This is a genomic window from Rhodobacteraceae bacterium M382 (assembly GCA_025141015.1).
Taxonomy (GTDB): Bacteria; Pseudomonadota; Alphaproteobacteria; order Rhodobacterales; family Rhodobacteraceae; genus Aliisedimentitalea; species Aliisedimentitalea scapharcae.
In genome coordinates this window covers 4,059,242-4,084,846 of sequence record CP081098.1, presented here as the reverse complement: position 1 = coordinate 4,084,846, position 25,605 = coordinate 4,059,242, and the positions used below count along the sequence as shown (strand labels likewise).

The 25,605-nt window shown below is 55.8% G+C and carries 16 protein-coding genes and 5 pseudogenes; 10 read left to right on the top strand and 11 right to left on the bottom strand.

The window, feature by feature from the left end:
* The first annotated feature begins 1 nt into the window (after position 1).
* From K3727_18910 to K3727_18895, 4 genes are read left to right on the top strand one after another with little or no spacing between them, the layout of a single operon-like run.
* The gene (locus K3727_18910) at positions 2–844 is read left to right on the top strand and encodes an ABC transporter permease (protein ID UWQ90797.1); all 843 of its coding nucleotides are present in this window, start codon (positions 2–4) and stop codon (positions 842–844) included.
* Positions 845–854: 10 nt separating this feature from the next.
* Entirely contained in the window at positions 855–2,906 is a 2,052-nt protein-coding gene (locus K3727_18905; GenBank protein UWQ90796.1) for an ABC transporter ATP-binding protein, read from the top strand.
* Between the two features lie 16 nt (positions 2,907–2,922).
* Entirely contained in the window at positions 2,923–3,555 is a 633-nt protein-coding gene (locus K3727_18900; protein UWQ90795.1) for an HAD-IA family hydrolase, read from the top strand.
* Positions 3,552–4,352 (top strand): metallophosphoesterase, encoded by an 801-nt coding sequence (locus K3727_18895; GenBank protein UWQ90794.1) that lies wholly within the window; start codon positions 3,552–3,554, stop codon positions 4,350–4,352. Before K3727_18900 ends, K3727_18895 begins: the two co-directional genes overlap by 4 nt.
* Positions 4,353–4,731: 379 nt before the next feature.
* On the opposite strand, the gene K3727_18890 is transcribed toward K3727_18895, so the two are convergent.
* A complete protein-coding gene (locus K3727_18890; GenBank protein ID UWQ90793.1) occupies positions 4,732–5,085 on the bottom strand; it encodes a hypothetical protein in 354 nt (117 codons plus the stop codon).
* Between K3727_18890 and K3727_18885 the strand changes: the two are divergent.
* Positions 5,075–5,574 (top strand): annotated as a pseudogene (locus K3727_18885) (DUF2924 domain-containing protein). The gene K3727_18890 and the pseudogene K3727_18885 sit on opposite strands and share 11 nt — an antisense overlap.
* A 328-nt stretch (positions 5,575–5,902) precedes the next feature.
* Positions 5,903–12,766, top strand: a complete 6,864-nt coding sequence (locus K3727_18880; GenBank protein ID UWQ90792.1) for a VWD domain-containing protein — start codon at positions 5,903–5,905, stop codon at positions 12,764–12,766.
* Between the two features lie 82 nt (positions 12,767–12,848).
* On the opposite strand, the pseudogene K3727_18875 reads toward K3727_18880, so the two are convergent.
* The 8 genes and pseudogenes from K3727_18875 to K3727_18840 all read right to left on the bottom strand — a co-directional run bounded on the left by K3727_18875 (position 12,849) and on the right by K3727_18840 (position 18,176).
* A pseudogene (locus K3727_18875) lies at positions 12,849–13,016 on the bottom strand (transposase).
* Between the two features lie 145 nt (positions 13,017–13,161).
* Positions 13,162–14,037: a recombinase family protein gene (locus tag K3727_18870; protein ID UWQ90791.1), complete on the bottom strand. Its 876-nt coding sequence runs from the start codon at positions 14,035–14,037 to the stop codon at positions 13,162–13,164.
* Positions 14,038–14,129: 92 nt separating this feature from the next.
* Positions 14,130–14,761 (bottom strand): annotated as a pseudogene (locus K3727_18865) (DUF4386 domain-containing protein).
* 80 nt (positions 14,762–14,841) lie between these two features.
* The gene (locus K3727_18860) at positions 14,842–15,741 is read right to left on the bottom strand and encodes a DMT family transporter (protein UWQ90790.1); all 900 of its coding nucleotides are present in this window, start codon (positions 15,739–15,741) and stop codon (positions 14,842–14,844) included.
* Between the two features lie 22 nt (positions 15,742–15,763).
* Positions 15,764–15,907, bottom strand: a complete 144-nt coding sequence (locus tag K3727_18855; GenBank protein UWQ90789.1) for a hypothetical protein — start codon at positions 15,905–15,907, stop codon at positions 15,764–15,766.
* 12 nt (positions 15,908–15,919) lie between these two features.
* Complete coding sequence (locus K3727_18850; protein ID UWQ90788.1) at positions 15,920–16,558, bottom strand: DsbA family protein; 639 nt, start codon at positions 16,556–16,558, stop codon at positions 15,920–15,922.
* Positions 16,558–17,181, bottom strand: a complete 624-nt coding sequence (gene wrbA, locus K3727_18845) for an NAD(P)H:quinone oxidoreductase (protein UWQ90787.1) — start codon at positions 17,179–17,181, stop codon at positions 16,558–16,560. The genes K3727_18850 and wrbA overlap by 1 nt, the downstream gene beginning before the upstream one ends.
* 107 nt (positions 17,182–17,288) lie before the next feature.
* Positions 17,289–18,176 (bottom strand): LysR family transcriptional regulator, encoded by an 888-nt coding sequence (locus tag K3727_18840; protein ID UWQ90786.1) that lies wholly within the window; start codon positions 18,174–18,176, stop codon positions 17,289–17,291.
* Positions 18,177–18,642: 466 nt separating this feature from the next.
* Here K3727_18840 and K3727_18835 point away from each other — a divergent pair, with 466 nt between their 5' ends.
* A complete protein-coding gene (locus K3727_18835; protein UWQ90785.1) occupies positions 18,643–19,476 on the top strand; it encodes a hypothetical protein in 834 nt (277 codons plus the stop codon).
* 785 nt (positions 19,477–20,261) lie between these two features.
* On the opposite strand, the gene K3727_18830 is transcribed toward K3727_18835, so the two are convergent.
* Together K3727_18830 and K3727_18825 are read right to left on the bottom strand one after the other, a co-directional pair.
* Positions 20,262–20,408, bottom strand: coding sequence for a hypothetical protein (locus tag K3727_18830; GenBank protein UWQ93486.1), 147 nt, complete (start codon positions 20,406–20,408; stop codon positions 20,262–20,264).
* A 5-nt stretch (positions 20,409–20,413) separates the two neighbouring features.
* Positions 20,414–20,605, bottom strand: a pseudogene (locus K3727_18825) (XRE family transcriptional regulator).
* Between the two features lie 393 nt (positions 20,606–20,998).
* Between K3727_18825 and K3727_18820 the strand changes: the two are divergent.
* The 3 genes and pseudogenes from K3727_18820 to K3727_18810 all read left to right on the top strand — a co-directional run bounded on the left by K3727_18820 (position 20,999) and on the right by K3727_18810 (position 25,326).
* A complete protein-coding gene (locus K3727_18820; GenBank protein UWQ90784.1) occupies positions 20,999–23,509 on the top strand; it encodes a TIR domain-containing protein in 2,511 nt (836 codons plus the stop codon).
* Positions 23,510–24,111: 602 nt separating this feature from the next.
* On the top strand, positions 24,112–24,339 hold the full coding sequence (locus K3727_18815; protein UWQ90783.1) for a hypothetical protein: 228 nt from the start codon (positions 24,112–24,114) through the stop codon (positions 24,337–24,339).
* A 354-nt stretch (positions 24,340–24,693) separates the two neighbouring features.
* Positions 24,694–25,326, top strand: a pseudogene (locus K3727_18810) (tyrosine-type recombinase/integrase).
* The last annotated feature ends 279 nt before the right edge of the window (positions 25,327–25,605 follow it).

Sequence of the window (25,605 nt, the reverse complement as noted above, 5' to 3'; positions counted from 1 at the left end):
TATGCTGAGCCTCATTCAAAACGTGGCCGCGCGCCCTTCGGGGGCCATTGGCCTGATCCTCACCCTGTTTCATGTGGGTATGGCGCTGTTGGCACCTGTTCTGGCCCCTTATGATCCCACCATGCAGGATGCGGATGCAATTCTGTTGGCCCCTTCTACGGCCCATTGGATGGGCACCGATACGCTGGGCCGGGATGTGTTTTCCCGTGTGATCTATGGTGGGCGACTGGCGATTTCCGTGACCTTTGCGGCGGCTGTCATTGCAACGCTCTGGGGCGGGTTCGCCGGTATCTTTTTTGGCACCGTTGGCGGGCGCGTAGATGAATACTCGATGCGGATTGTTGATGCATTTTTGTCGATGCCATGGCTGCTGTTTTTGTTGTTGATCATCTCGATTGGTGGCGCAGGGCCGGTGACCATCATTCCGACACTGGGGTTCTTCTATGGCGTTGCGGTTTTGCGCGTGGTGCGCGGGGCGGCGATGCAAGTGGCGGCGCGGGACTTTGTCACCGCTGCCAAGGCACGGGGCGAAAAACTGTGGCCCATTATCACCCGCGAGATGTTCCCAAACCTGTCCGACATCCTGCTGGTCGAGGGAGCAATGCGATGGAGCTGGATGTTGCTGGCGTTCTCGTCCCTGTCGTTTCTGGGGTTTGGCGCCACGCCTCCTACGCCTGATTGGGGGCTGATGGTTGCACAGGAACGCGGACTTTTGTCGACGGCTCCGTGGGGGGTGTTCTGGCCCTGCCTGGCCCTGTCGTCGTTGATCATCGGGATCAATCTGCTGGCTGATGCTGTGGGCAAGGCGCTGGGCCTTGACCGTGCAACCGCCATTGCTGTGTGAGGGATGTGATATGACAAAATCATTGATCCAAATCGAGGATCTGTCGCTGGGGTTCGTTGCCAAAGGCGGTCGCGAAGCCCCCATTCTGCGCGGTGTGTCGCTGGAACTGGCCGCTGGGGAAACCCTTGGGATTGTGGGGGAAAGCGGATCGGGGAAATCGACTGTGGCGCTGGCGATGATGGGGTATCTGAAACCCGGCCTGTCCGTGTTTCGCGGGCGTGCCGTGTTTGACGGCCACGACATGTTTGCCTTGCCTGAAAAAGAGCGCGCCAAATTGCGCGGTGGGGCGATTGCGTTGATCCCACAAAACGCAGGACAGGCGCTGACGCCAACGCTGAAGATTGGTCAGCAAATTGACGAGGCCCTGAGGCTGCATTCCGATCTGGACGCAACGGGACGCGCAGACCGCGTGGTTGAATTGCTGGCCCGTGTGCGCCTGCCCAGCCCCGCAGATATGGCGCAGCGGTACCCGCACGAATTGTCCGGTGGGCAACAACAGCGCGCGGCCGTTGCCATGGCGCTGGCGGGCAATGCCAAGGCGTTGTTGCTGGACGAGCCGACCACAGGATTGGACGTGACAACCCAGGCGCATATCCTGGAATTCCTACGCACATTGGCCCAAGAGATGGGCGTGGCGATGATTTACGTCAGTCACGACATGGGCGTGATTGCCCGCGTCGCGGATCGTGTCGCGGTGATGTATGCGGGGCAATTGGCTGAAGAAGGGCCCACGCGCGATGTTTTGCGCGCGCCAAAGCATCCTTACACGCGCGGTCTGCTGGCCTCGATCCCCCGATTGGGTGATCCCGGAATTCCTGCCTCAATGCCGGGCACACCGCCTGCAGTTGGATCCGCATTGACGCAATGTGCCTTTGCAGACCGCTGTGCGTTGGTGCGTGATGATTGTCGGCAACGCATGCCGGATCTGCAAAAGATGGGGTCGTCTCAGGCCCGCTGTCTGCATTCCGACAAACCAGATCGGCCACGTCCGCAGACCCACCGGGAACCAGATGTGCAAGACGCGCCAGCGCTGCAGCTTCGGGATGTGGCGATCAGCTACAGCAAGCCAGGGCTGCTGGATCGGGTATTCAAACGCCCACATAAAACGCCGACCGTTGAGCGTGTGGACTTTGACCTCAAAAAGGGCGAAACCCTTGGGTTAGTTGGTGAAAGTGGCTCTGGGAAATCCACCATCCTGCGGGCCATCGCAGGTCTGGTCGGGACCCAGGCAGGATCGGTGACGCTGGGCAATGGCCAGGATCTGACGTCATCAGTCTCCAGAAGAGATCGCGAAACTCTGCGGCGGGTTCAGATGATTTTTCAGAACGCGGATGCATCCCTGAACCCACGTCAGACCATTGGAGAAATCCTTGGGGCGCCGTTGCGATTGTACCACGGCGTGAAAGGTTCAGAAGCGCAAGCTCGGACCGAAACGCTTCTGGAAGCAGTACGCCTGCCTGCGCGATATATATCGCGGTTTCCCGGACAATTGTCCGGGGGCGAAAAGCAGCGTGTTGGTGTGGCCCGGGCCTTTGCTGCCAATCCAGAAGTAACCCTGTGTGACGAAGTGACCTCGGCTCTGGATGTGTCGGTACAGGCAGCCGCGCTGGCGCTGTTGACCCGATTGCAAAAAGAAAACGGATCCTCCTATATTTTTGTCAGCCATGATCTGGCGGTGGTGCGGGCCGTGTCGGATCGGGTGGCTGTGCTGTATCAGGGACGGATCTGTGAAATTGGCCCCGCTGCCGACGTCTATGCTCCCCCCTATCATCCCTATACGCAAACGCTGATGGGCGCTGTGCTAGAGCCCGATCCAGATGCAGCGCCTGCGTTGCTGGCAGATGACGTGACTGAAAAATCTCCTCCGGCGACGGGTTGCCCGTTCAAACGGCGGTGTCCACGCCATGTTGGATCAATCTGTGACACCACCGTGCCTCCGCGGCGCGAGATGACGGCTGGGCATGTGATCCACTGCCATTTGGAAACACGAGACCTGATGCCTCAACCCGATGTGCCAGACCGCACACATGTTTTGGCGCAGCCCGAGCCGGTATGCGGATAGCGTAAGAAGAAGATTGATGATTATTTTTGACTTTGACGGCGTGCTTGCGGATTCACTGACCACCTGTTTGGCAGCCTGCACCAAAGCCGCACATGCCCAAGGCGTGGATCTGAAACTGACAAGGGACGCCTTTGCCACATTGGATCCGTTGACCTTCGAGGCGCTGGCCGAGCGACACAACCTTGAACCGGTACAATTTGCACAGGACGTCGCGCAAACAGTATCTGGCTGTGCGCAGCCGTCGCCGTTATTTGGCGGGGTTGCGCAATCGCTAACCACTTTGGCCAAGGATCACGATCTTGCTGTGGTCAGTGCCAGCCACAGTGACGTCATCCGGACTGTTCTTGCGACACAGGGGTTGGACCTCCTGATGGCTCGAATAATTGGCGGCGATACACCCGGCCAAAAACCTGAGAAAATCTCCAGACTAATCGCGCCGCGATCAGATGGTCCGCATATCATGGTTGGCGATGCGAGCAGCGACATTCAAGCGGCGCGTACCGTCGGCATTAGTGTCATAGCGGTTGCTTGGGGTTGGCAGACGCCAGGGCACCTAATGTCCTTTGCGCCTGATGCAATGGCTGAAACTCCGGCGGAACTCTCTCGGGTGTGTTTGGAACTCTTGAACCCGCAAGGGGAACAATCATGAAATTCATACATTTGACGGATCTGCATATCTGTGTGGGCGCGCAGGAAAAGCCCCTTGCCCGTGCTGTCGAACAGACCCGCGCAGCGATCGCAGAAATCAACCGAATGCATGGCGATGCCGAGCTGTGTGTCATAACCGGCGACATTGTCGCCGACCCTGACCCGGCGGCATACCGTCTGGCAGAAGAGCTCCTTTCAACGCTGCGGATGCCGACCTATTGCCTGCTGGGCAATCACGACGACAGGGACATGGCCGATCATGCGCTGTCGACCGTTTCCATGGACGAAAACGGGTTTCTCCAAAGCGCAATTCGCACGTCCCAAGGTCTGTTCCTGACGTTGGACACCAAAGCAGCCATCGGCCACGGTGGAGAGCTGTGCAAACGTCGCTTGGACTGGATTGCCGATCGGCTTGCGTCCAATCCCGGTCCAGTATGGGTGTTCATGCACCATGCGCCTTTTGCGACAGGCTTGGCGGCTATGGATACAATCGGGTTGGAGGCAAAAAGCGCAGAGGCTCTTGGGCAACTTTTTGACACTCACGGAAACATCCAGCATCTGTTCTTTGGGCATTATCACAGGCCCATGTCCGGGGTTTGGCGGGGGGTCCCATTCTCGTCACACAGATCGATGATGTTGCAATGCGCGTTGAATTTATCTGAAATTGAGCTTGTTTCCGCGATTTACGAAGAACCTCAATTCGCCGTTGTTCTGGCCCACAATGATCGGACAATTGTGCATTACCACGACTTTGCGGCAGCGGTGGAGGAGGCAAACATGGGACCAGCTTCTGGGTAGTTCCGTACAGCAGATCTGCCACTGCTCAGAAAATTGCACAGTTCATTTTTCCGACGATTCTACGTAAGTCTTTAGGCACAACTGGCTGGGCATGATACCGCCCTTTGCGGTTTTCCATGTTTGTTTTGCCTGTCATGGCAAACCCGCTTGAAACCAGAGTTGTTACCTCGAAACGGGCAAAGAGCCTGTGATGCAAGGGAATTATTTTGTTTCAGCGGGTTAGGGAGGATGAAGGTGAGAGGCTGGACATCTCATTCTCTCACCAGAGTGGTTTTAAATCAATTGCTTACAAGAGGTCTGCGGAAGTTTTTGTAGCAGCATTCGTAACGGCTCGTGTAGCAAAGTCGCCACAATTAGGCTTTGACTTGGAGTATTTTCATTATTTCGCCACAACATGTTTCCAGCCGCCCTCCCTCGCGGCCCTTTGCGCCCTCCGGAAAAAGTGCCGAGTCGCCTGCTCCCGCGCCTCACTGTCGCTGAGCACGACGCTCTTCATCTCGTTGTCCTTCTGAAACAACCGGATCATGCCCTGCAGAAACGCCTGTGAGAACACAGTGTAGGCAACGTCGGCTGGGTTGTTCTGGATCATCTGCATCATGTCGCCGTCGAGGATCTCGCGGTTCGCCTGCTCGAAGCGCAGGAAGGCGGAGACAGTTTCGTGGACTCCTCGCCCCGAAAGAACGGTGGTCGTCGTGCAAACCGTATCCGCATCGGAGGAATTGATGAAGCACAACAATAAGATAACGCCCGCAAAACCGGGCCTGGATCCAACGGTTGATCAAACCGTTTTGACCCGCCTGGCCGCCTTGAAGGCCATGTCGGTCAAGGATCTGAAAGCCGAATGGGAAAAGCTCATCGGCAGCGCCGCGCCGAACAACAGCCGGGCCTTTCTCGCAATCCGCATCGCCTATCGCACCCAGGAACTGACCTACGGCGGCTCTTACCGGGAAACGCGCGGCATGTTGGATCTGCTCTCCGATGAGGTCGAAGGCGTTGCACGCCGCAAAAATCAGTTTGCCGATCCGCGCAATCCCGTGCCATCACCGGAACGCGCTGGAATGGCTATCGCTTCTTCGGCTTGCGCGAACGCATCGGTGAGCGGGTCCGCGACAAAGTGGCGGCATCGCGCAAGCGCGGGATCCGGATAGCGGTGTCTTCAGAAATCAGCGACGCAGAGCCTTCACTTGTTTGGCCTACTTGCATGCCTGGGAGACTGGATTAGAAGGCAAGGTAGGGATCAGAAAGTGGGCCGAGTTCTGCAATCTTAAGCGCCCCCATTTCGCCCTTAGCGGCAGGCCGCTCGCCGTGGTTAATAGGCTGAGAAACGAAACCAACGCCCCCGATCAGCAGGTGTAAAAAGCATATTCGATCACGTCAGATTCTGTCCAAGGATTGGGGAATAGCTCAATATACCATTGCCAAAGAGAATTCTCAGCTCAATAGTTGTTAAATTGGCGTTTGAAAGGCCGAAAAGAAGATTTGTTGTGAAATGCAATTATGGAAACCAATTTTGAGAGTCAGTCTCGAATAATGCTGGGAAGAAATTGTAGATGGTGATTACTGGTGGAAGCGGAAATGATGTTCTGACAAGCACTTCAGCAGATGAGGAACTGCTCGGCAGCACTGGCTATGATACCTACGTGTTCGGCGCAGGCTTCGGCAATGACACCATCGACGGTGAGACTGAGGCCAGCGGCATCGGTGGCGAAGGCACTGTTGGTGCCACCATCCAATTCAACGGCATTTCGGCTTCCGAGCTGCGCTTTGAACGGGCGGCTGATGATCCACGCGATCTGGTGGTCATCGTGGGCGAGAACAGCCTGCGGTTGGATGCCTTCTATGATAGCGATGGCGCGATCAATGGCTATTTCGAACAGATCGCTTTTGATACCGGCGAAAGCCCTGTCGATCTGCTGACCGCCAATTTCCCCTATGTTGGCACTGACGGGGACGACACGCTCGGCGGCACGCTGCAAGACGAGACCTTCGAAGGGCTTGCGGGGAATGACAGGCTAGTGGGTGGTCTTGGAAGGGACACCTACGTGTTCGGCGCAGGCTTCGGCAATGACACCATCGACGGTGAGACTGAGGCCAGCGGCATCGGTGGCGAAGGCACTGTTGGTGCCACCATCCAGTTCAACGGCATTTCGGCTTCCGAGCTGCGCTTTGAACGGGCGGCTGATGATCCACGCGATCTGGTGGTCATCGTGGGCGAGAACAGCCTGCGGTTGGATGCCTTCTATGATAGCGATGGCGCGATCAATGGCTACTTCGAACAGATCGCTTTTGATACCGGCGAAAGCCCTGTCGATCTGCTGACCGCCAATTTCCCTTATGTCGGCACCGACGGGAACGACACGCTCACCGGCACCCGTCAAGACGAGACCTTCGAAGGGCTGGCTGGGAACGACATGCTGCTCGGCAGCACTGGCTATGATACCTACGTGTTCGGCGCAGGCTTCGGCAATGACACCATCGACGGTGAGACTGAGGCCAGCGGCATCGGTGGCGAAGGCACTGTTGGTGCCACCATCCAATTCAACGGCATTTCGGCTTCCGAGCTGCGCTTTGAACGGGCGGCTGATGATCCACGCGATCTGGTGGTCATCGTGGGCGAGAACAGCCTGCGGTTGGATGCCTTCTATGATAGCGATGGCGCGATCAATGGCTATTTCGAACAGATCGCTTTTGATACCGGCGAAAGCCCTGTCGATCTGCTGACCGCCAATTTCCCCTATGTTGGCACTGACGGGGACGACACGCTCGGCGGCACCCGTCAAGACGAGACCTTCGAAGGGCTTGCGGGGAATGACAGGCTAGTGGGTGGTCTTGGAAGAGACACCTACGTGTTCGGCCCAGGCTTCGGCAATGACACTATCGACGGTGAAGGAGAAGCCTCGGGCGCGACGCTTCTCTTCGAGGGTATCGACAGCGCGAGCCTGAGATTCGAACGCGCGGCTACGGACCCGAGAGATTTGGTGATCGTGTCTGGCAGCAACTCTGTAACGCTGGACAATTTCTACTCCAGTGATGGTTCGATTAACGGCTTTTTTGACCAAATTGATTTTCAAGGTGGTGGTGAGATTGTTCCTCCGATCGACCTAACGGATGAAGAAGGCGAAGTAGCCGATCCCGAGGATCCAGTAGAACCCACTCCTGATTTCAGCATTGCAATCGACGTGGGTCCCCCATTGTCTCTTGGTGAAACAGGAGAACTCAATATTGTGGTGTCCGGTTTTGACCCCGAAGCTCGGGAACCTGGGTCGGGGCCGGTATCATATCTTCTTGAACTTTCGGCCCAGGGCGGCGTCATTGCGGACACATTTGGTGGTGGGTTCTCGGCAACAAGTTACGTTCTCGTCACGATAGACCCCGCCACCCCACCAACCACTGCTGAACCTTTGCGCATCCCTGTCGCCTATCGTGTTTCAGGTGGCCCATTCTCATCGATCGAAGTGGCCGCAAGTTTGGCCAACGAAGATGCCGCAACCGATTTCGCAACTGATTTTGTTTCGAGTTTGCCTGCTTACTATTCAACAGAGTTCTCAACCCGGCTGGCTAATAACCTTGATGACCTTTTGGGTGGCACGGTTGGTAGTCTCACCTCAACTCTGGCCAGTTTTGCCGAGCGTTTCGAAAGCTTTGCACTTAACGCAGACAGTGCGGCCTCCGCGCTGTCATTTGCCATCGAAGCTGCTGGTGATTTTGGCGGGCTGGAGCTGCGAAGCTTTGACGGCGCGTTTGGAAAAGGCTTTGTTTCGATTGCAGACATCCGTCTTGAGATCGATGGTGGGGATGTTCGGCTTACGGGCCTATCTGGCTCTGACGCGTTGCGTGAATTGTCCCTTGCAAGCAGCGCGGCGTATGCGGTTTCGAATTCGGCCGGTCGATCGGTCGACCTGACAGGTGGCGTCTTGAGCAGCGCTGTCCCTTCGCTACCTCAGTTCGTAAGGCAGTTTGATGGAAAATACCAAAGCATTGGAAATTATGACGGCGAGCTCTCAAAAACAGGGTCTGGTTACGCCATTGCGTTGGCCGATGGTAGCAGCCTTAGTTTCGATGTTGACGGTAAGCTTTTGTTTGCGACCTTGTCGAATGGCCAGCGCGTCACACCCACGCACAATGATGCGGATCAAATTACCAGTTTGGCTGGCCCAAATGGCAACAGCCTTGTTTTCGACCGTAACGCCGACGGGTTGGTCACTTCTGTTGCCGACGAGAATGGGCAAAGCTTCGCTTTAACCTACGAAGACGGGCAGCTCATTGTAGCAGTTGGCCCCGGAGGGGTAGCGAATTTTGAGTATGCCGACAATGGAGACCTCGCCAGATCAGAGGCACCTGGAGAAATCGTAGCAGAGTTCAACTACGATGTTCTGGGGCGCCTGATCGAAGCCGATTATGGCGGTGGTTTGCAAACCGAATCTTTCACCTATGACGCTGCGGGTGGGTTTAGTCGAACCGATGGGGCGGGCAATGCATCGACCACAATCCTGATGCCGGGCGGGGCCGTTGCAAGCGCAACTGACGGGGCTGCGAACGCCTCTACGCTCGTCTATGGAACGGATGGGTCGATCTCTGGGGTGCGAGCTCCCGACGGAAGTCTGACGGCCTTTGAATTCGATGATCTCGGGCGTCTTGTAAAGATCATCGATGCCAATGACGCAGAGCTCGTCTTTACCTATGACGGCGCAAGCAACCAACCTTCTTCCTTCACAGATGCAGGCGGCAACACACGTAGTTTTGACTATGACGTCAACGGGCAGCTGTCCTCGGCGACCTGGCCCGACGGCACGCAGCTTCAGTTCGAGTATGACGCAGGTGGCAATCTGACCGGTTACACCAACCGCAGGGGCGTAGATGTGTCCTACAGCTATGATGCCGAGGGCAATCTGCTATCGGAATCCGCATCGTCCTCAGGTGCCACCAGCTATTCTTATGACGATCTTGGGCGCATGGTTTCGGCTACCAGCGCGCATGGCACTACCACGGTCGCTTATGACGATGCAAATCGGATCACCCAGATCGGCTATCCTGATGGTGAATCGCTTTCCTTTGCGTACAACGATGCCGGACTGCGTACCTCTGTCTCGGATGGCGGAGACTACAATGTCTTTTATGACTACGATGCACTCGGACGGCTGACCGGCCTGCGGGATGAGGACAGCCAGCTTGTGGAATACACCTACGATGGTGCAGGCAATCTGACCCGTGAAGAGAACGGCAACGGTACCACCAGCGTTTTTGAATATGACACAGCGGGCCGTTTGACCCTGATCGAAAATCGGGCTGCCGATGACAGCGTTTCGTCATTCTATCGCTATACCTACGACGCAGCTGGCCAACGCACAGAGGTGGGCACACAAGATGGCGGCTGGACCTATGAATATGACGAAATCGGTCAACTGACCGCAGCTACCTTTACCTCAAGCACGGCGGGTGTCGCCAACAAGGCTCTGAGCTATGAATACGATGCCGCGGGCAATCGGACACGGGTTGTCGAGGATGGGGTGGAAACGCTCTACGAGACGAATGAGCTGAACCAATATGTCAGCGTCGGCGATGCAAGTTTTGCCTATGACGATGATGGCAACATGATCAGTCGCACTGATGATGCAGGGACCACAACCTATACTTATGATGTCGAGAACCGTCTGATCAGCGTGACCGAAGGTGACGGTACGGTACTGAGTTTTGAATACGACATCTTTGGTAACCGCACTGCTCGGGTTGAGGATGGCGTTCGCACTGAATATCTGGTCGATCCGGCCGGTCTGGGCGATGTGCTGACCGAAACCACGGGTGGCTCCGGCAACAGCTATGTCCACGGGTTGGGGCTGGCTGCCGCCGAACTGGGTGGAACCGATGCCTATTTCGAGGCTGACGCCGTGGGCTCGATCACTGCTGTCACCGGCGATGGTGGCGTGGTGGCCAACCGCTATGGGTATACACCCTTCGGTACATCACTATTTGAGACAGAAACCCTCGCTAATGATTTTGAGTTCAACGGTGCACTGGGTGTTATGGAGGACGCCGAAGACCTCACCTACATGCGCGCCCGCAGCTATTCGGCGGAATTGGGACGGTTTCTGAGTGAGGATCCGCTCACGTGGAGCTCCGGGGACTCGAATTTCTATCGGTTTGGCTTCAACGACCCTGTTCAATTCAATGATCCCAGCGGCTTAAGAGTAATTACACTTGGTGGCGCTGCAAGCGCTTATCTGTTTGGAGGTGGCGGTGTTTCTGGAGGGGTTTACTATGATACCTCAAATGGTGATTACGGAGTTTACGCAGGTGGTAAGCTTGGAATTGGAGGCGGGGCATCAGCCGGTGTAGAAGCCGGTCATTTTGACAGCATTGATGCACTATCGGGAACAAATCCGTATGCAGAATTCGATGCCGGGCTAGCAGGGGTAGAGTTCGACCTAGTTCCTTCTCCCGGAGGCTTTAACGCTAGAGCACCAGAAACCGGCAGCGCAGGTTCCGTTGGACCCGGGTTGGGTGGAGGAGTTGGTTTTGGTATCACAGGAACGATATCGGTCCGGGATGTATTCGACAAAATTGGTGACATATTTAGCGGCGATGATGCTGTAGGTAGTGGTTCCGCTGGTCCATCAGGAGCTAGTGGGCGCAATGACGGTGACCCCCATATCGCCACCTTTGACGGGCTCGGTTACTCCTTTCAGGCTGTTGGTGAATATGTTCTGGCAAAGGGAGAAGACTTCCAGATCCAGACCCGGATGGAAGCCATCAATGAGTTTGTTTCAGTCAACACCGCCACGGTGATGAACTTTGGCACCGATGACGTGGTTGGCATCTATGCACGAGAAGATGTGCCGCTGGTCATCAACGGTACCTCGGTCATTCTGGAAAGGGGCGAAACCGTCGCGGTGGGCGAGGGCACCGTTTATCGTGGCTTCTTTGGGGCCACGGACGAGCTGGGTAATTTCGATGTCTACGTCCTGACCGATGGCAATGGCAACGGGTTCTGGGTCAACGTTTACTTCGGTGCCAACCATCTGCGGCCTTTCGTCGGCGACGGTCAGACGATCTCGGGCCTGATGGGCAACGCGGATGGGGTTTCCAACAACGATTTCACCACGCGAGACGGCACAGTACTGCCTCAGCCTTTGTCCGATGAAATGCTGTACGAGGTGTTCGGGGACAGCTGGCGCATCCGGCCCGAGGAATCCTTGTTCGAATACGCCGAAGAGGAAACCACCGAGACCTTTTCAGACCCGACCTTTCCTACTGAAACGATCAATCTGGACGATTTGGACCCGGCCGCCGTTGCGGCAGCCGAGGCCGCTGCTCTGGAAGCAGGACTAACGCCCGGCACGTTCGAGTTCGAAACGACAGTGCTCGACATCGCCGTGACCGGGGACACCATCTTTGCCGAAGGGGTCGCGGGTTCTCCGGACCTGCGCGAACCAGGGGAACGCACTCCTACTGCGCCGGTCGAAGTCGTCGACGAAATTCCAGGCGTCAACGTCGTCGTTGGAACAAATGATGCGGAACTCATAACAGGTTCGGCAAACGTGGACTCGATCCTCGCAATTGATGGGAACGACACGGTCAATGCCGGGGCCGGAGACGACACGGTCCTCGGCGGTGGCGGTGCAGACCGGATTGAAGCGCAAGACGGCAATGACCAGGTTCTGGGTGGTCCTGGCGATGACACGATCGGTGGGGGCAGTGGGGACGATGTTCTGTTTGGAGACGCCGGCTCGGACTATCTTGCAGGCGGTATCGGAAATGATCGGCTTGTTGGGGGGCTCGGTAACGATACGCTGCACGGGCGGGACGGCGCGGACACGCTCAACGGCGGTGAAGGCGATGACTTGATCATAGGTGGTGCATCCGAAGCAGACCTGAGAGATGTTATCTACGCCGGCGATGGGCACGATAGCATCGATGCAGGTCATGGAAACGACCTTGTCTTTGGACAGGGCGGCAATGACACGATTGCGGGCGGTTTCGGTGTTGACGAACTGCAAGGGCAGGATGGCAATGATGTGATAACCGGCTCGGCTTTCAGCGATCTTGTCTTCGGCGGCGCAGGTGATGACTTTGTTAACGGAGGTTTTGGGAGCGACCGGATCAACGGTGGCAGCGGTGCCGACAAGTTCTTTCATGTCGGTGTGGAGGGCCACGGTTCTGACTGGGTTCAGGATTACAGAGCCGCTGATGGCGATGTGCTCCTGTGGGGCGGAGGTCCGGCAACAGCGGATGACTTCCAGGTCAATCTCGCCCATACGGCCAATGCCGAGGGCGAGCGCTCGGGTGATGATGCTGTGCAAGAGGCCTTTGTGATCTACAAACCAACCGAACAGATCCTCTGGGCGCTGGTCGATGGTGGTGAACAAAGCAGCATTAACCTCCAAATCGGAGGTGATACATTCGACCTGCTGACTTAGGAAATTGTAAGTAGTTTGACTGTCCGTCGTCAAATCAAATGGGACCTGGCGCTCGGCGGCTCGACATTCCCACAGAAATTCATTTTTTGCTGCGGCTCAAGGTAGAAAAGCCGGGAACCGGCCAATCCAGCTCTGCCATCTGCAGAATGCTGAATGCCATCCGGGCCGTCTGCCGGAGCGGCAGCCCGAATAGCATTTTTTCCATCAGGCAGAATTGGATCGCGGCATCGGAGAATACCGGCGGACAGCCTGGACGAAACTGCCCAGACTTTTGATGTCGGTATTGCCCATTACTGCCCCAAATTCTTGTCGCGCATAGTTAGCGCCCAGACAACCGAAGATACGAGCTAGACTTGTTGCCATTGACGTCACAAATAAGCCGTGCCTCGCCGGGGTCAGAACCTACCAAAACCAGGATGATCCTTGTAGGCGATGCTGGCTGGTAAATCGTCGTCAACCCGTGATGCGTTCTCGGCATCACATTCCGGAACATCACGTTCTCCATCCTGCGACGACTCACAGGCCCAATTTGGCGCGATGAGCATCGGCACTTCACCCATTTCATGACGCAATGCCAATTCTTCTTCCGCACGCTTGAGAGGCTTCCTGATACTGCTCATAGTCCAGGGGCGGCGCTCATCACGTTTTTCACTGATGAGGTTGTGAGGTCCGGAGCGGTTCAATAATTCCACCTTCTTCTGGAGGGTCATCTGATCCCAGCCGGGTGTGTGTTCGATAAAGTCCGCAAGCTCCTGCACCTTGCGGTCAGACCTAACACTATTGGAAATCGCACCTTTGCGCTGTGCGACTTCCAGGTTAGTTCGGTTCCCAAGTTTGACGCCACGCTTTTTCGCACGTGCCATACCGCTGCGCGCACGTCCGGCGATTTCATCACGATCACGCTGAGCCTCATGAAGCAGGCGTTCCAGGCTCTTACGTCCAACCCGGCGACGCTGTGCGATGGAGATCACTGGCACGTTGCTTTCAAAGATGTCCTCCAAAACAGCCGGATGCCGCGCGAGACGATCTACACTGGGCACGAGGATCGCCGAGTTCTTTTCCTTGGCGATCTTGAGGGCGCGTCGCAACCCAGGACGATACAAGTGTCCCTGCGCGCCGGCCGCCGAGCAATCATCTTCTTCTATTGTCAGAAGGTTCAGATCTTTCTCATTACAAAATCCACGGACAATATACCCTTGCTCGTCCAGACTGCCACCTTCCAGTGCCTGCCTAAGGGTAGATACACGAATGTAACCAACAACGTTCTGCAAGGTGTCTTCTTCTTGTGCGTTTGCGTTCTGCAATGGGCATATGTGCCTTGTTTCGTTGCGTTTACTATATGTTCATTACTAAAGCAATTGATTTAGCCATGCATACTTTCTGCGAGCAGCAGTCGGATACAAAAGGACATCTCGGCGAGGATGGTGATCATATACGCTGGTGCAAATGGCGCGGAAAGGTCTGGCGCGAAGAACCGCGGGCAACTGCCGACGAAGTAGACAATGCCAGCCGCCGCCAGGCCGACACCTATCCACTTCGCGAAAAGACCCGATCGTCACACGAGTACCCCAGTTGTCAGGCTATTGATCCCAAAGAACACGAGCCCAAGTCGTAACCGTGCGTGTGCAGTTCAAGAAACAGCAGTGCAAGTGACTGCGCCTGCTCTGCCGGCTGCGCCATCTCGCGGGACAACAACACCCACGCGGTTTGCAGTGCCATCAGGTTGGCCGCGATGATCACGGTTTGAATCAGGCGGAACACCATGGCCGACAGGGCCAACGCCGGAGCGAACGTTCGGAAAATCAGAAAGAGTAGTATTGCCAACCCAGCATCGCAGATCGCCATGCAAAGGTCTGCGGCGATTGCCAGCCGGAACTGCCCCGGCGCTCCAAGGACCGCGGCTGCGTTCGCGCCTGCATCTTCAAAGTTGACCAACGGACCGCGCAGGGCCAGCTCCGCACTCAGATCGGTAACGATAATTATGAGGTAAAGCAGCCCGGCGAGGCGCGTTCATTGGATGAGTATGAGGGACATAACTTGGTCAGGCATGACGGCTTCCCTACTTCGAAATCATTTCAGACGGCTGTTTTGTGTGGCTGCGCAAACGGTTTCGACATTGTTACGGCGCGCGGACGGTTTGCGCGTTGGCCAGCCCAGACTGAACCGAGGACAATCACGGCTCCGAGGAACTGGATCAGCGATAGGGATTGCCCAAGCCAGACCCAGCCGAGGATCACGGCTGTCACCGGGCTCATCATACCCAGCATGGAGACCGCACCGGGTTCGATCCGCGCCACCCCCCTGAACCACAACGCGTAGGTTGCAGCAGCGCCGATCAGACCGAGCCATGCCAGACCGGCAAGGTTGGTGACCGTGAGGGGCGGCAGGGGTGGCTCAACGATAAGCGCCAGCGGCATGAGGATCAGGCCACCCGCCGTCAGCTGCCAGGCGGTGAAGCTGAGCGCCGAGACGGGTGGCTGCCATTTGCGACTGAGCACGGTGCCAGCAGCCATCGAGGCCGCACCACCCAGCCCGGCGGCAATGCCAATTGGATCCAGGCGCGCCTCGGGACTGATGAGCAAGAACGCCACACCAAGCACACCGGTCGCTGCGGCGCACACTGCCCCAACCCGGATCGGCGTTCCAAGCCAACCGCGCGCCATGACAATGACCAACATCGCCTGAAGCGAACCCAGTGTCGCCGCAACACCACCGGGAAGCCGATACGCGGCAACAAAGAGCAACACCCAGAAAAGCGCGAAGTTAAAAGTTCCGAGCAGAAACGCCCGGCCCAACCAAGAACGTGGCGGCAGGCAGCGTGTTAGCGCAAGCAGAAACAGCCCGGCTGGCAGCGCGCGCAGAGCAGCCAGCGTGATTGGGTAGCCATCCGGCAGAGCTTGGGTCGTGACCAGATAGGTGCTGCCCCAGACAGCGGGGGCTAGCGCGGTCAGAAAGATGTCGGTTGTGCGGGACATGGCGTCGCTCCTCGTTGGCGGTTCACAAAAGTGAATGGATCAGCAATCGTGGGTCTTTCGGACAAGGCTCAAGGCCCATGTCGCGCTTTAGATGCGGCGACAGGTCGCAAAGCACGCGACGCGGCAGGCACCGAGTGGGCAACAAGCGATAAATCAGGGTTTTCATGTGAGTCTCCTTTCAAGCCACCAGCCACTGAGCGGCGCGAATTTGTGCCGCTAGGTCATCGCGTGGACCGTTGACGAGGCGCGCACCGGTTTCTCGGACAATGAGTGTCGGGACAGATCGCACCTGAAGCGCTCGGGCGCGGTGACGATCCCTTTGGACCGCGCGTGTTGTGGCGGGATCATTGACGGCCTCGGCAAAGGCTGCGTCCTCGAACCCCACCTCTGTTGCGGCGCCACGCACCTCTGCAGGATCGGCAATGTTGCGCGCCTCCCTCAGGTGAAACCGCTGAAGGCAGTCAAACATATCCCAATGAGCCGTCTGTCCGCCGATCCGTTCTGCCGCCTTGCAGCCCACTGCCGCGGTCAGCCCGTGTGGATAGTCGAAGGGTGCTGTACGCATCGCTTCAATATCGACATTTTCGGGCCGGTCGCTGACTTGCCGGCAGACCTCCCAATGACCAAGGATCGTCTCTCGTGCCATTCGGGGTGTCCCCCAGCGTGCCGCCATCTCGGCGCGACTCGATTGCAGGACGAAGGTGTGGTGGCGGATGTCCAGTTTGAAATCCGTGGCGAGATCACGCATCCGCGAAGAGATATTGAAGCACCAGCAGCACACAACGTCATGGAAGAAATCGATGGTCAAGGGCTGCACTACGCGGCCTCCTGGCGCAGATCGGCACCGGCCAGCCGTGCGGCGATCCGTGCGACATGCGCGCCTTGGAACCGGGCACCCGCCAGATCCTTTCCGGTCGGGCTGCGAGATCCATCGGCGCCGGCAATGGTGCCGGCGCCATAGGGCGCACCGCCGACGATTTCATCCGCAGTTTTCTGACCAGCATAGCTGTAGGGCATACCGGCTATCAGCATGCCGAAGTGCTGGAGCGGGATTTGGGTGGACAGAAGCGTCGCCTCGTGTCCGCCGTGCTGTGATCCGGTTGAGGCAAAGACCGCAGCCACCTTGCCGACCAACGCATTGCGAGCCCAAAGGCCGCCCGCCTGGTCGAGGAAGGACTTCATCTGACCTGCCATCATGCCAAACAGCGTCGGTGTGCCAAAGATGATGGCGTCGTAGTGTTCAAGATCGGTCGGAGACGCAACAGGGGTGTCGTCGTCGGCAAACCCCGCGTTTTCACGGAAGGCGTCGGGAACGGTTTCCGGCACGCGGCGTAGATCGACATAGGTGCCCGCGATACTCCGCGCACCTTCTGCCTCTGCCTGCGCCAAGGTGCGGACATGGCCGTAGCTGGAATAGTAAAGAACAAGAACGCGTGTCATTTCGAACCTCTCAAGACAGATGTTTCGGTGCCTAAGAGGATGGGGAATGCGCGTCGCCGGAATAACCCCGGCGCTTTCACTTCATTCTTTACGTGGATTAAATAATGTCAGTGCCTCAGCGCCGCGCGCACATGGTCGATGAACGCCGAAACCTTGGCATCCATCCCCAATCGAGAGGCCGTCACCGCGAAGACTTCTGGCGCGGGAAGTTCGTAATCCGGCAATACGCGCACCAGCTCACCGCGTTCTTCGGGGCCGTTTGACACGAAGTCTGGCAAAGTCCCGATCCCTTGCCCGGCGATCAGAAGATCTCGCAGGACGAGGCTGTTTCCCACGCGCACGGGTGGATCAATATCTACGACAATGGGGCCGTTTGGACCGGACAGTGCCCAGCTTGTCAGGTGATTTGCGAGCAGGAAACCGATCACCTTATGGTCAGCGATGTCTTCCGGTCGTTCCGGCACTCCAGAGTGCTTCAGATAGCTGGAAGCGGCAAAGACGCGCTGACGCATGGTTCCAATCTTGCGCGCCACAAGAGCAGAGTCCGGCATTGCGGCTCGGATGCGGATCGAAACATCGAACCCTCCTTCAACCATGTCCACCACACGGTCATCCATCGACAGGGTCAATCTCAGATCGGGATAGGCCGCCAGAAAATCTGGCAAAACCGGCGAGATGACCGCCTGTCCAAATGAACTTGACGCGTTCACGCGAAGATGGCCACGAACCGCGCCCGCCCCGTCGCGTATGCGGTTCTCGACATCCGTAACCGCGTCGAGAATGCTAAGGGTTTCTTCATAATAGAGACGTCCAGCATCGGTCAGGGACATGGACCGCGTTGTGCGTGTAAGGAGCACAGAGCCAAGACTTTCTTCCAAGAGCTTGACCTCGCGGCTCAGTAACGCTGGCGACACGTTAAGATCCTCCGCCGCACGAGCAAAGCTGCCGCGTTCGACGATGCGGCGAAAAGCATGCATGACGGAAAGCTTGTCCATCTCCAAGTGTCCCGATTGGTTTATGTGCCACCCGGTCGAGCGCGTGAATCAACAGATAACACAAGCTCAGGGTCCACGCGAATGGGGATCCATGCCTAGCATTTGCGCCACTCGCGGGGCGCACTGTGGACCATTCGTAAAGGGGAAGCGCGTAGATGATGAAGTGCGTGCCTTGGACGTTCGAACCGGCTCGTAAAACGAAACACCTGAAGACCATACGGGAGGATTCAGAGGTAGAGACGTCGCGGTGCCAGAATGCATCCCCATTGTTTCCATCGAAAAACCCTAGGACTTCGCTTCCCATGAGTGGCGCCAACTGAGGCGACGAGGACGTCAAGCCATTCCTCATCTGTCTTCTTGGATGCAAGAAGACACGGCGACATAAGCTGGAACAGCCGCCCACGCGTCCTAGACACGACCACATTCGCCGATTTACCGCTTGTCTTGACCGGTCTATTCTCACCCAATGAAGAGCAACTCAACCAACACCAAGACACAGGCGATCAGGAAGCTCATTGAGGCGTTCGCCAGTGTGCGCCCTGACGTGCCGATCAACGCGAGCGGCTATGCTGGTGCATTCCGGGACAATCTCCTGTCTCAGGTATCGCCAGACGATTTCGAGTTGGATTTGCGCGCAGGCGACGGCAATGAGCTGGGCACCAAGTTCCGGGCGGCCCATTCCTCCTCGGCGCTTGCAGTCAATAGTTTTGCGCCATTCCGGTCGCGCATTGCGGATCTGCGGCTGTGCGAGCAATCGCACTTCACTGATTTGCAGTTCGAGCGCAAATGCCCTACGGGCCTTCGTGGTGGGAGAGCTCCCAATCTCGATGTCCTATTAACCAGCGAAAGCACCGTGATCGGGATCGAGTCGAAGCTGACGGAATACCTCGGACCGCATATTGCAACGTTCTCCGCCGCTTATACCAACCAGATCCGAGATGAGAGACGGGAACAGGGTTACTTTCGCGAGATGCAGCGCCTCATGAATGCGCCGAACCACTACAAATGGCTTGATGCCGCGCAGCTCATCAAACACGGGTTCGGCCTGGCGAAGACCTTCACGGGCAAAGCCGTGTCCCTATGTTACCTCTACTGGGAGCCAGCCGATCCAGAAAGCAGCCCGGCCTTTGCCGAGCATCGGGCGGAAATCGTGGAGTTTGCCGATCGCGTCGCTGGGTCCACGCCATTCTTTTTCGCAACGAGCTATCCCGAGCTTTGGTCGTCATGGCGGGCAGAGGCACCACCTTGGATCTCTCGTCACATCGATGAATTGGAAGCACGTTATCTCGTGACTCTGTGAAGTCGGCCATGTCCGACCCGGTGGCATCAACGGGATGTCGCCTGAACAATCTCAAATGGGCGCTCTGTTCGCTGATTTTGCCTATTCTCCATTATAGCTAGAAAGGGAGATAGCTAGATAGCTGCCGAATACACCGTGCTGTTCGCTCATCGGCGGCAAGGCAAGGTCTGCATAGCATTTGTGGTGCTGCATCTGGGGAAACCTTTAGGAGCCTTCCAATTCCGGGGAGCAAACAGGATGTCTTTGCGCCAGAGCGTCTAGAGGCTCCACTCGACGATTCACTTCACTTCACAGGTTCCGGACTTCTGTGCCGCGCCACTTAGCCGCTCGCACCAACGTCACGCTTTCGACCAGATATGCTCGCTTCGGTGATGTCGCTACACCGACTGATATACACTGCGCTTTGAGACGAGTAGTGCTGGTCGTAGAACGTGATCTGCACGCTCTCATGCGTCAGGTGCTGTCTGCCCCTGCTTCTGACGTCCTCTGCGCGTTTCCACCGCCCAGAGCCAATGCACCAATCCAAAAACCACATGTTTTCCTGGGTTCTGAAGGCTTACATTCTCCTCGAAAAACAACGATTTCACCCTCAATCTGTCAACTTAATGTAAACTTAGGGTAAACCTTAGAGCCTGGAGCCGAAGAAAAATTGCCCAAAGTCGGGCCAAGTGGGTTTCCATCGATCGTGCCGATGTAAACCTATGTCAACCCAAGGTAAACGTTGCGCAGGGATCCGGCGAGACGCAGTGATCCAGCCATTCCTCGCCGCCATCCCGGTTGTTGACTTAATCATGCCCTTTCAGGCGCGCACAGACGGCGTAGGAGCTGCACCCGGTGCAAGGTAGGTTGGGGTCGCTATCGTTGCTCACCTCGCGCAGGAAGCGCAGCCATGCGCGCTCGTTGGGGGTCAAGTCGTCCATCTGGTCGCGCATGTCGACTACCTCCCGAAGAACGTCTTGATCGCCACTTGCGACCTGCTGGTCAGCCTGGGATCGGTATTTCTAGAGGCTTCACGGATCGCCTGAAGCCAGCCAACCTCGTTGGCGGTGACGGGCTCGCCGAACACCTCCACGACTGCCTCGGCTGCCGTCCGGCCAATCGCCTGCTCCAGAGCGAGGCGCATCAGATAGCCGACTCATAGGCAGAAATGCGCAGATTGCGATCTTTGCAAACTTCAGAGTGCGATGCTGCGCCAGGATGCACGGAGCACAAAGCGGACCTTCAACCAAGTTCATGGTGCCGCACTGCAGTTTTCCCGAAGCGGACATTGACTTCCAAACCAAGGGGGATGGGAATAGATGACGCCGGAATAGCCGACCTGGCGTGGCTCTTACTCTATGTACAGGCACCAGAACCCTTGTAGCCAAACATTCTCATCCAATTTTGGTGACTATCGTCGACAGTATCTGGAGTTTGCGGTGCGAGCGCCCTATGATCACGCGAAATACTTTAGAACACTAGCGCTATGCTTGCAGGAAATAGCCCTTCACGCGTAACGTAAACTAGATACTTAGGAGGACTTATGCGTGCATTTCTTTCACATTCTTCGGTAGATAAAGGCTACGTAGAGGCCGTAGCGGAGAGTCTTCGGCCCGGACACTACGAGCTGGATGCCAAGACATTTGAAGAAGGCGGCTTGAATGCCGACGAGATTTTGAAGGCCCTCAAGAGATCGGACTTGTTTTGCCTATTCCTTTCACGGAATTCGATAAAATCTTCTTACGTCGACTTTGAAATTGCCTTTGGGAAAGAAATGATTGCGAGTGGCGGGGTCGCTCGAATGCTTACCATCTGTTTAGACGAGGAGGCATTCGAACACACGAAAGGTTATGTGAAACACTACAATATGGTAAGAAAACCAAGAAGCGCAGATAGTGCCGCTCGCTTGATTGAAGGTACTTTGTTATCTTCTAGGCATACGAAGGAAGTGCAGTCTCATCCCTTCGTTGGGCGAGAGAATGAGTTGAAAAACCTAGAGAAGCAGGCGAATGACTTGAATGCGCCTCGTGTCAAAGCGCTATATGTATCTGGCAACCCCGGGGCGGGGAGAAGAACTACGGCAAGGAAGTTCTATCAGAACCAGTACCCAGAGGTGGGGGGGCTCCCACCGCAAATTGAGCTCGATGACTTTGAAGGATACGATGATATCTTCCGGGCAGTACTTTCAGCCTTGAGGCCGAATATCTCTATCTTGGAGCTGCGTGATCGAGTTCTAGCTTTCGGGGCAATGGATCAAGAAGAGAAAGCGCAAGAAATAGCCACTGAAATTAGCGGTGTACTTGAGGACAGGGAGGCCCTTTACGTTGTTGATAGCGGCGGCCTGCTCCGTGACAATGGGGCGCTTCAACCGGAATTTGGCAAAGTTCTAGATTACGTCGCGAGCAAGCCACACCCTCCTCTAGTTTTTATTTCCCCCAGAATGGTTCCGTTTAAACTTCGAAGGCAGGCGCGAGATGTCGCATATTGCAGCATTTCAACTCTTTCGAGAGAGGAAGCTGAGCGACTTATTTCAAGTTTGCTTAAGGAGAGGGATCTAAGAGCTGACGCAAAACAGCTAGAAGAACTCGTGGAAATGGCTGATCAGCATCCCTTCAACGCCTATCGTATGATGGATGAGATTGAGCAGTCATCTGTAGAAGTATTTTTGTCGAACCCAAGAGATTTTATTGATTGGAAGCACAAGCAAACTTCTGAGTACTTAAGGTCGGCACAGCTCGAGGATCTCGATTTGAAGATTCTCGCTGTGTTCTCGATCGCACCGTCATTGGATTTTTCTTCGTTGGCGAGCGTTGTTGATGAAGACAGAACCAAGATTGGCGGGGCGATTCAGAAGATGCTAGAACTCCATGTCGTTCAGATCGAAGACGACAATATTTCTATTTCGCCAGCGCTTCGTATCGCATCTGAGCGCGATCCTAGAACAGAGCTCAAAGGAGCTGAGCGCGCAAAGGTTATGAAGTCTTTGGCGGATTCCCTAGCTCTTCGGTTAGAGGAAGGAGATGCACCGGTTGCACTGCTAGATTCCGCGATCTTGGCTACGCTAGAGAGTGGGCAGCCTATTGGGAAACTCATGGAAGTCTTTATTTTACCATCCCACCGTGTCTGGCTGGCAAAGCGACATTACGACGCGAAGCGATGGAAAGAGAGTATAAGGATGGCTAAAGAAGCCATAGATGGGCGAGCTCGACTGTCCAGATCTGGTGCCGTGGCAGCCTGCCGCTACCTTGGACTATCGGCTGCCCGCATTAACAATCAGAAAGATTTTTCCTACGGCGTTTCTGAACTAAAGAAGGTGGCAGACGACGACTGGTCAAAGTCGAACATCTTTTTCCTTGAAGGCTTCAATTTGCGTCTGAAGGGGAAACTTCAGGATGCCCGCAGCGCTTTAATTAGGTCCTATGAGCTTGCGCGTGGAAACCGTTCAACTTCGCGTGAACTTGCTTCAGTTTGCCTTAACCTAGACCTGCCAAGTGAAGCTGAGGGTTACGCCAGAGAGGCCTACGAGACTGCTCAGAGCAATCCCTACATTATCGATATCTTGATTTCCTGCCTGATTAAGAACAAGGGCAAGGACTGCGTGAATGATCCGGAGGTAAATGAGCTTTTGGATAAGCTTAAGTTGCTTGATGAGGAAGAGAGGAAATCTTTTCACGACACCAGACTAGCGGAAATGGAATATCTTTATGGGGACAACAGGAAGGCACTAAAGCTCATTCAGCAGGCCGTTAAAGAAACACCGAGGCTTTTCGCACCATTACAACTCTACGCTAAAATCTTACTAAAGGATGGAAACCCCTCCCGCGCCAAAGAGCAGATAAATCTGGTTCGATCCATCACGTTTGGTAAATCGTCCTCTGACTTGCGTGCCAACCATAGACCGTATCTGCAGCTCGAATCTGAATATTATGTCTCTATTGGGGATTTCCCCGCAGCCGAGAAGGTTTTGGCGGATTCCAAATTTTTCTCAGATGATGATCGAGCCTCATTGAGAAAGGAAATTGATTTCATAAAGGCATATAGGGGAAAGAAGTAGCGATCCAGTCATAGAGGCTGCTTTTCGCGGCTTTGGGGCTTGAGCAGGGACCGGCCGCTTCACGAACTTGGCGGCCGTCTTAGACACCAGTGCGAGTGCGCCTCCCCGCCGTTAGAAGATAGCACAGCGAACTTCCGCTTCTGCCCTTAGTTCCGGGGCCCATGGTCGTGCGGCGCCCTAAAACAAAGTCCACTACGGGCTGACTTCGGGCATCCGGTGGGGCAGATCAGACCACTGGCGGTGGCCTTTTGGTGCAAGATCAGGTGCTGCACCGCCGCAAGGCAGCACTGAGCCCGCCCCAGTCATTATGATATAGTGCTGCGCGCGCACGCAGCACTAAAATTGCCGCATTGGCATCAGAATCTTATCTGCAACGCGGCGAAGACTGCAGCCATTCGTGCATGCCGCCGCAAGTCTGAAACCGTGAATTCACAGGTCGCGAACAAAGCCACATGGATGTTTTTCACGGAGGAGTGGGGAGTAGAGGCTCATCCTGAGTGTCCGACAAATTGAATTGCAGCATGTTCTCGGCACCTTCTGCTACAAAAAAAGCCCCATAAAACAAAGGTCAGAATAGTGTCGAGAAGGAGTGCACCCGTCAGATGACAAATTCAGACCGGATCGCTCTGTATCAACAGGTGTTCGATTGCAAAGATGCGAATAGCCATGAAGGATCTTGGGCGGGGATGATCGGAAAATCACACAGCCGCCTTGCCCTTCATTCAATACGTAAGCGACTGATTTATTTAGATATAGAATCGATCCTCTCCACCAACCTGTATCCGATAGAAGCTCAATTTGAACTTTCTGTTTCTTTTCGAAAATCGTGAAGTATCGTTCCCAATCGTATCGGCGACTGATCAAGCCTGAGAGGGACATTTCGATGTGACGTCCCTCTTCGAGAGTCACCGTTTCGGGTTGCCCGCCTTTGCATCAGTGAGCGCAAGTATCAGCAGGAGAACTAGGATCGAAAATCGCAACCGAATATACCTTCAAGGAATGTATTCAGGGAGCAGATACCACGGGCAGATCTAGGTCAGGTAGGGCTCGTTGTAGACCAATGCGCGCACAGAACATGCACATTCAGATGGCTTTCCAAAACGGGCGTTCAACCCTGCAGGTACACGTGTCCAGCCGGCGCGGTGCTGATGATTGGGCGTGGTGGGAGGATCGGAGGGCATATCATGCCAAGTGTCCAACTACCCGGCGTTACCCCGAAACGCCGAGCATGGAACAAGCCGCGTATCATCGGCCCAAAAACGTCCACTCTTGCCAAAACAGGTCTGGGCGATCCGGGCACGGCTAGAACTCGCGGGTTGCCTTCACGACTTGGCCTTGTTCAACGTCGCTATAGACAGCAAGTTGCGTGGATGTGATCTCATCAAACTCGCGGTGTCTGATCTCGTGAAGGATGATCACGTTCGCGAAGGTGTGTCGGTGATCCAGAGCAAGACAAAGCGACCTGTTCAATTCGAACTGACGGAAAATACGCGAGAAACCGTCTTGGCGTGGGGCAAGACACCCGAGATGTTCGCGTGCCGGTTCATGTTCCCAAGTCGGTTTCACGATCATCCGCACATCTCAACCCGCCAGTACGGAAGGTTAGTGCGCGACTGGGTAACGGCGATCGGTCTGGAACCCAGCGGCTACGGCACGCATTCGCTTCGCCGTACAAAGGCTGCGGAGATTTATCGCAAGACAGGCAACCTCCGCGCGGTGCTGCTGCTGCTCGGTCACACGAAGGTCGACAGCACTGTGCGCTACTCGGCGTGGAGCTTGAAGACGCTCTGAGCATCGCGGAGCGGATTGACATCTGAACTACCTTGGCGAACGGCCCTGCTGTTCGCAAAGTCAAAGCGGTTGTCCGCCCCTGATGCGGCGATGGAGCACTCTCGAAACCAGCCTGTGTATTCGGGATTCTGGCTGCGTCGGCCCGCAGCATAAAAACTGCGGCGAGAGCAAAGATTCCGATGCCGCCATGTAACGGTCAAAGCCGCCATTTGTTCAAGTCGCGGCATCTTTCAGATGCCGAATTTAGACAGGTTTTGCATTACACAAACGACAACACTAGTTTCCTGTTTTGTAGAGACTGCCAA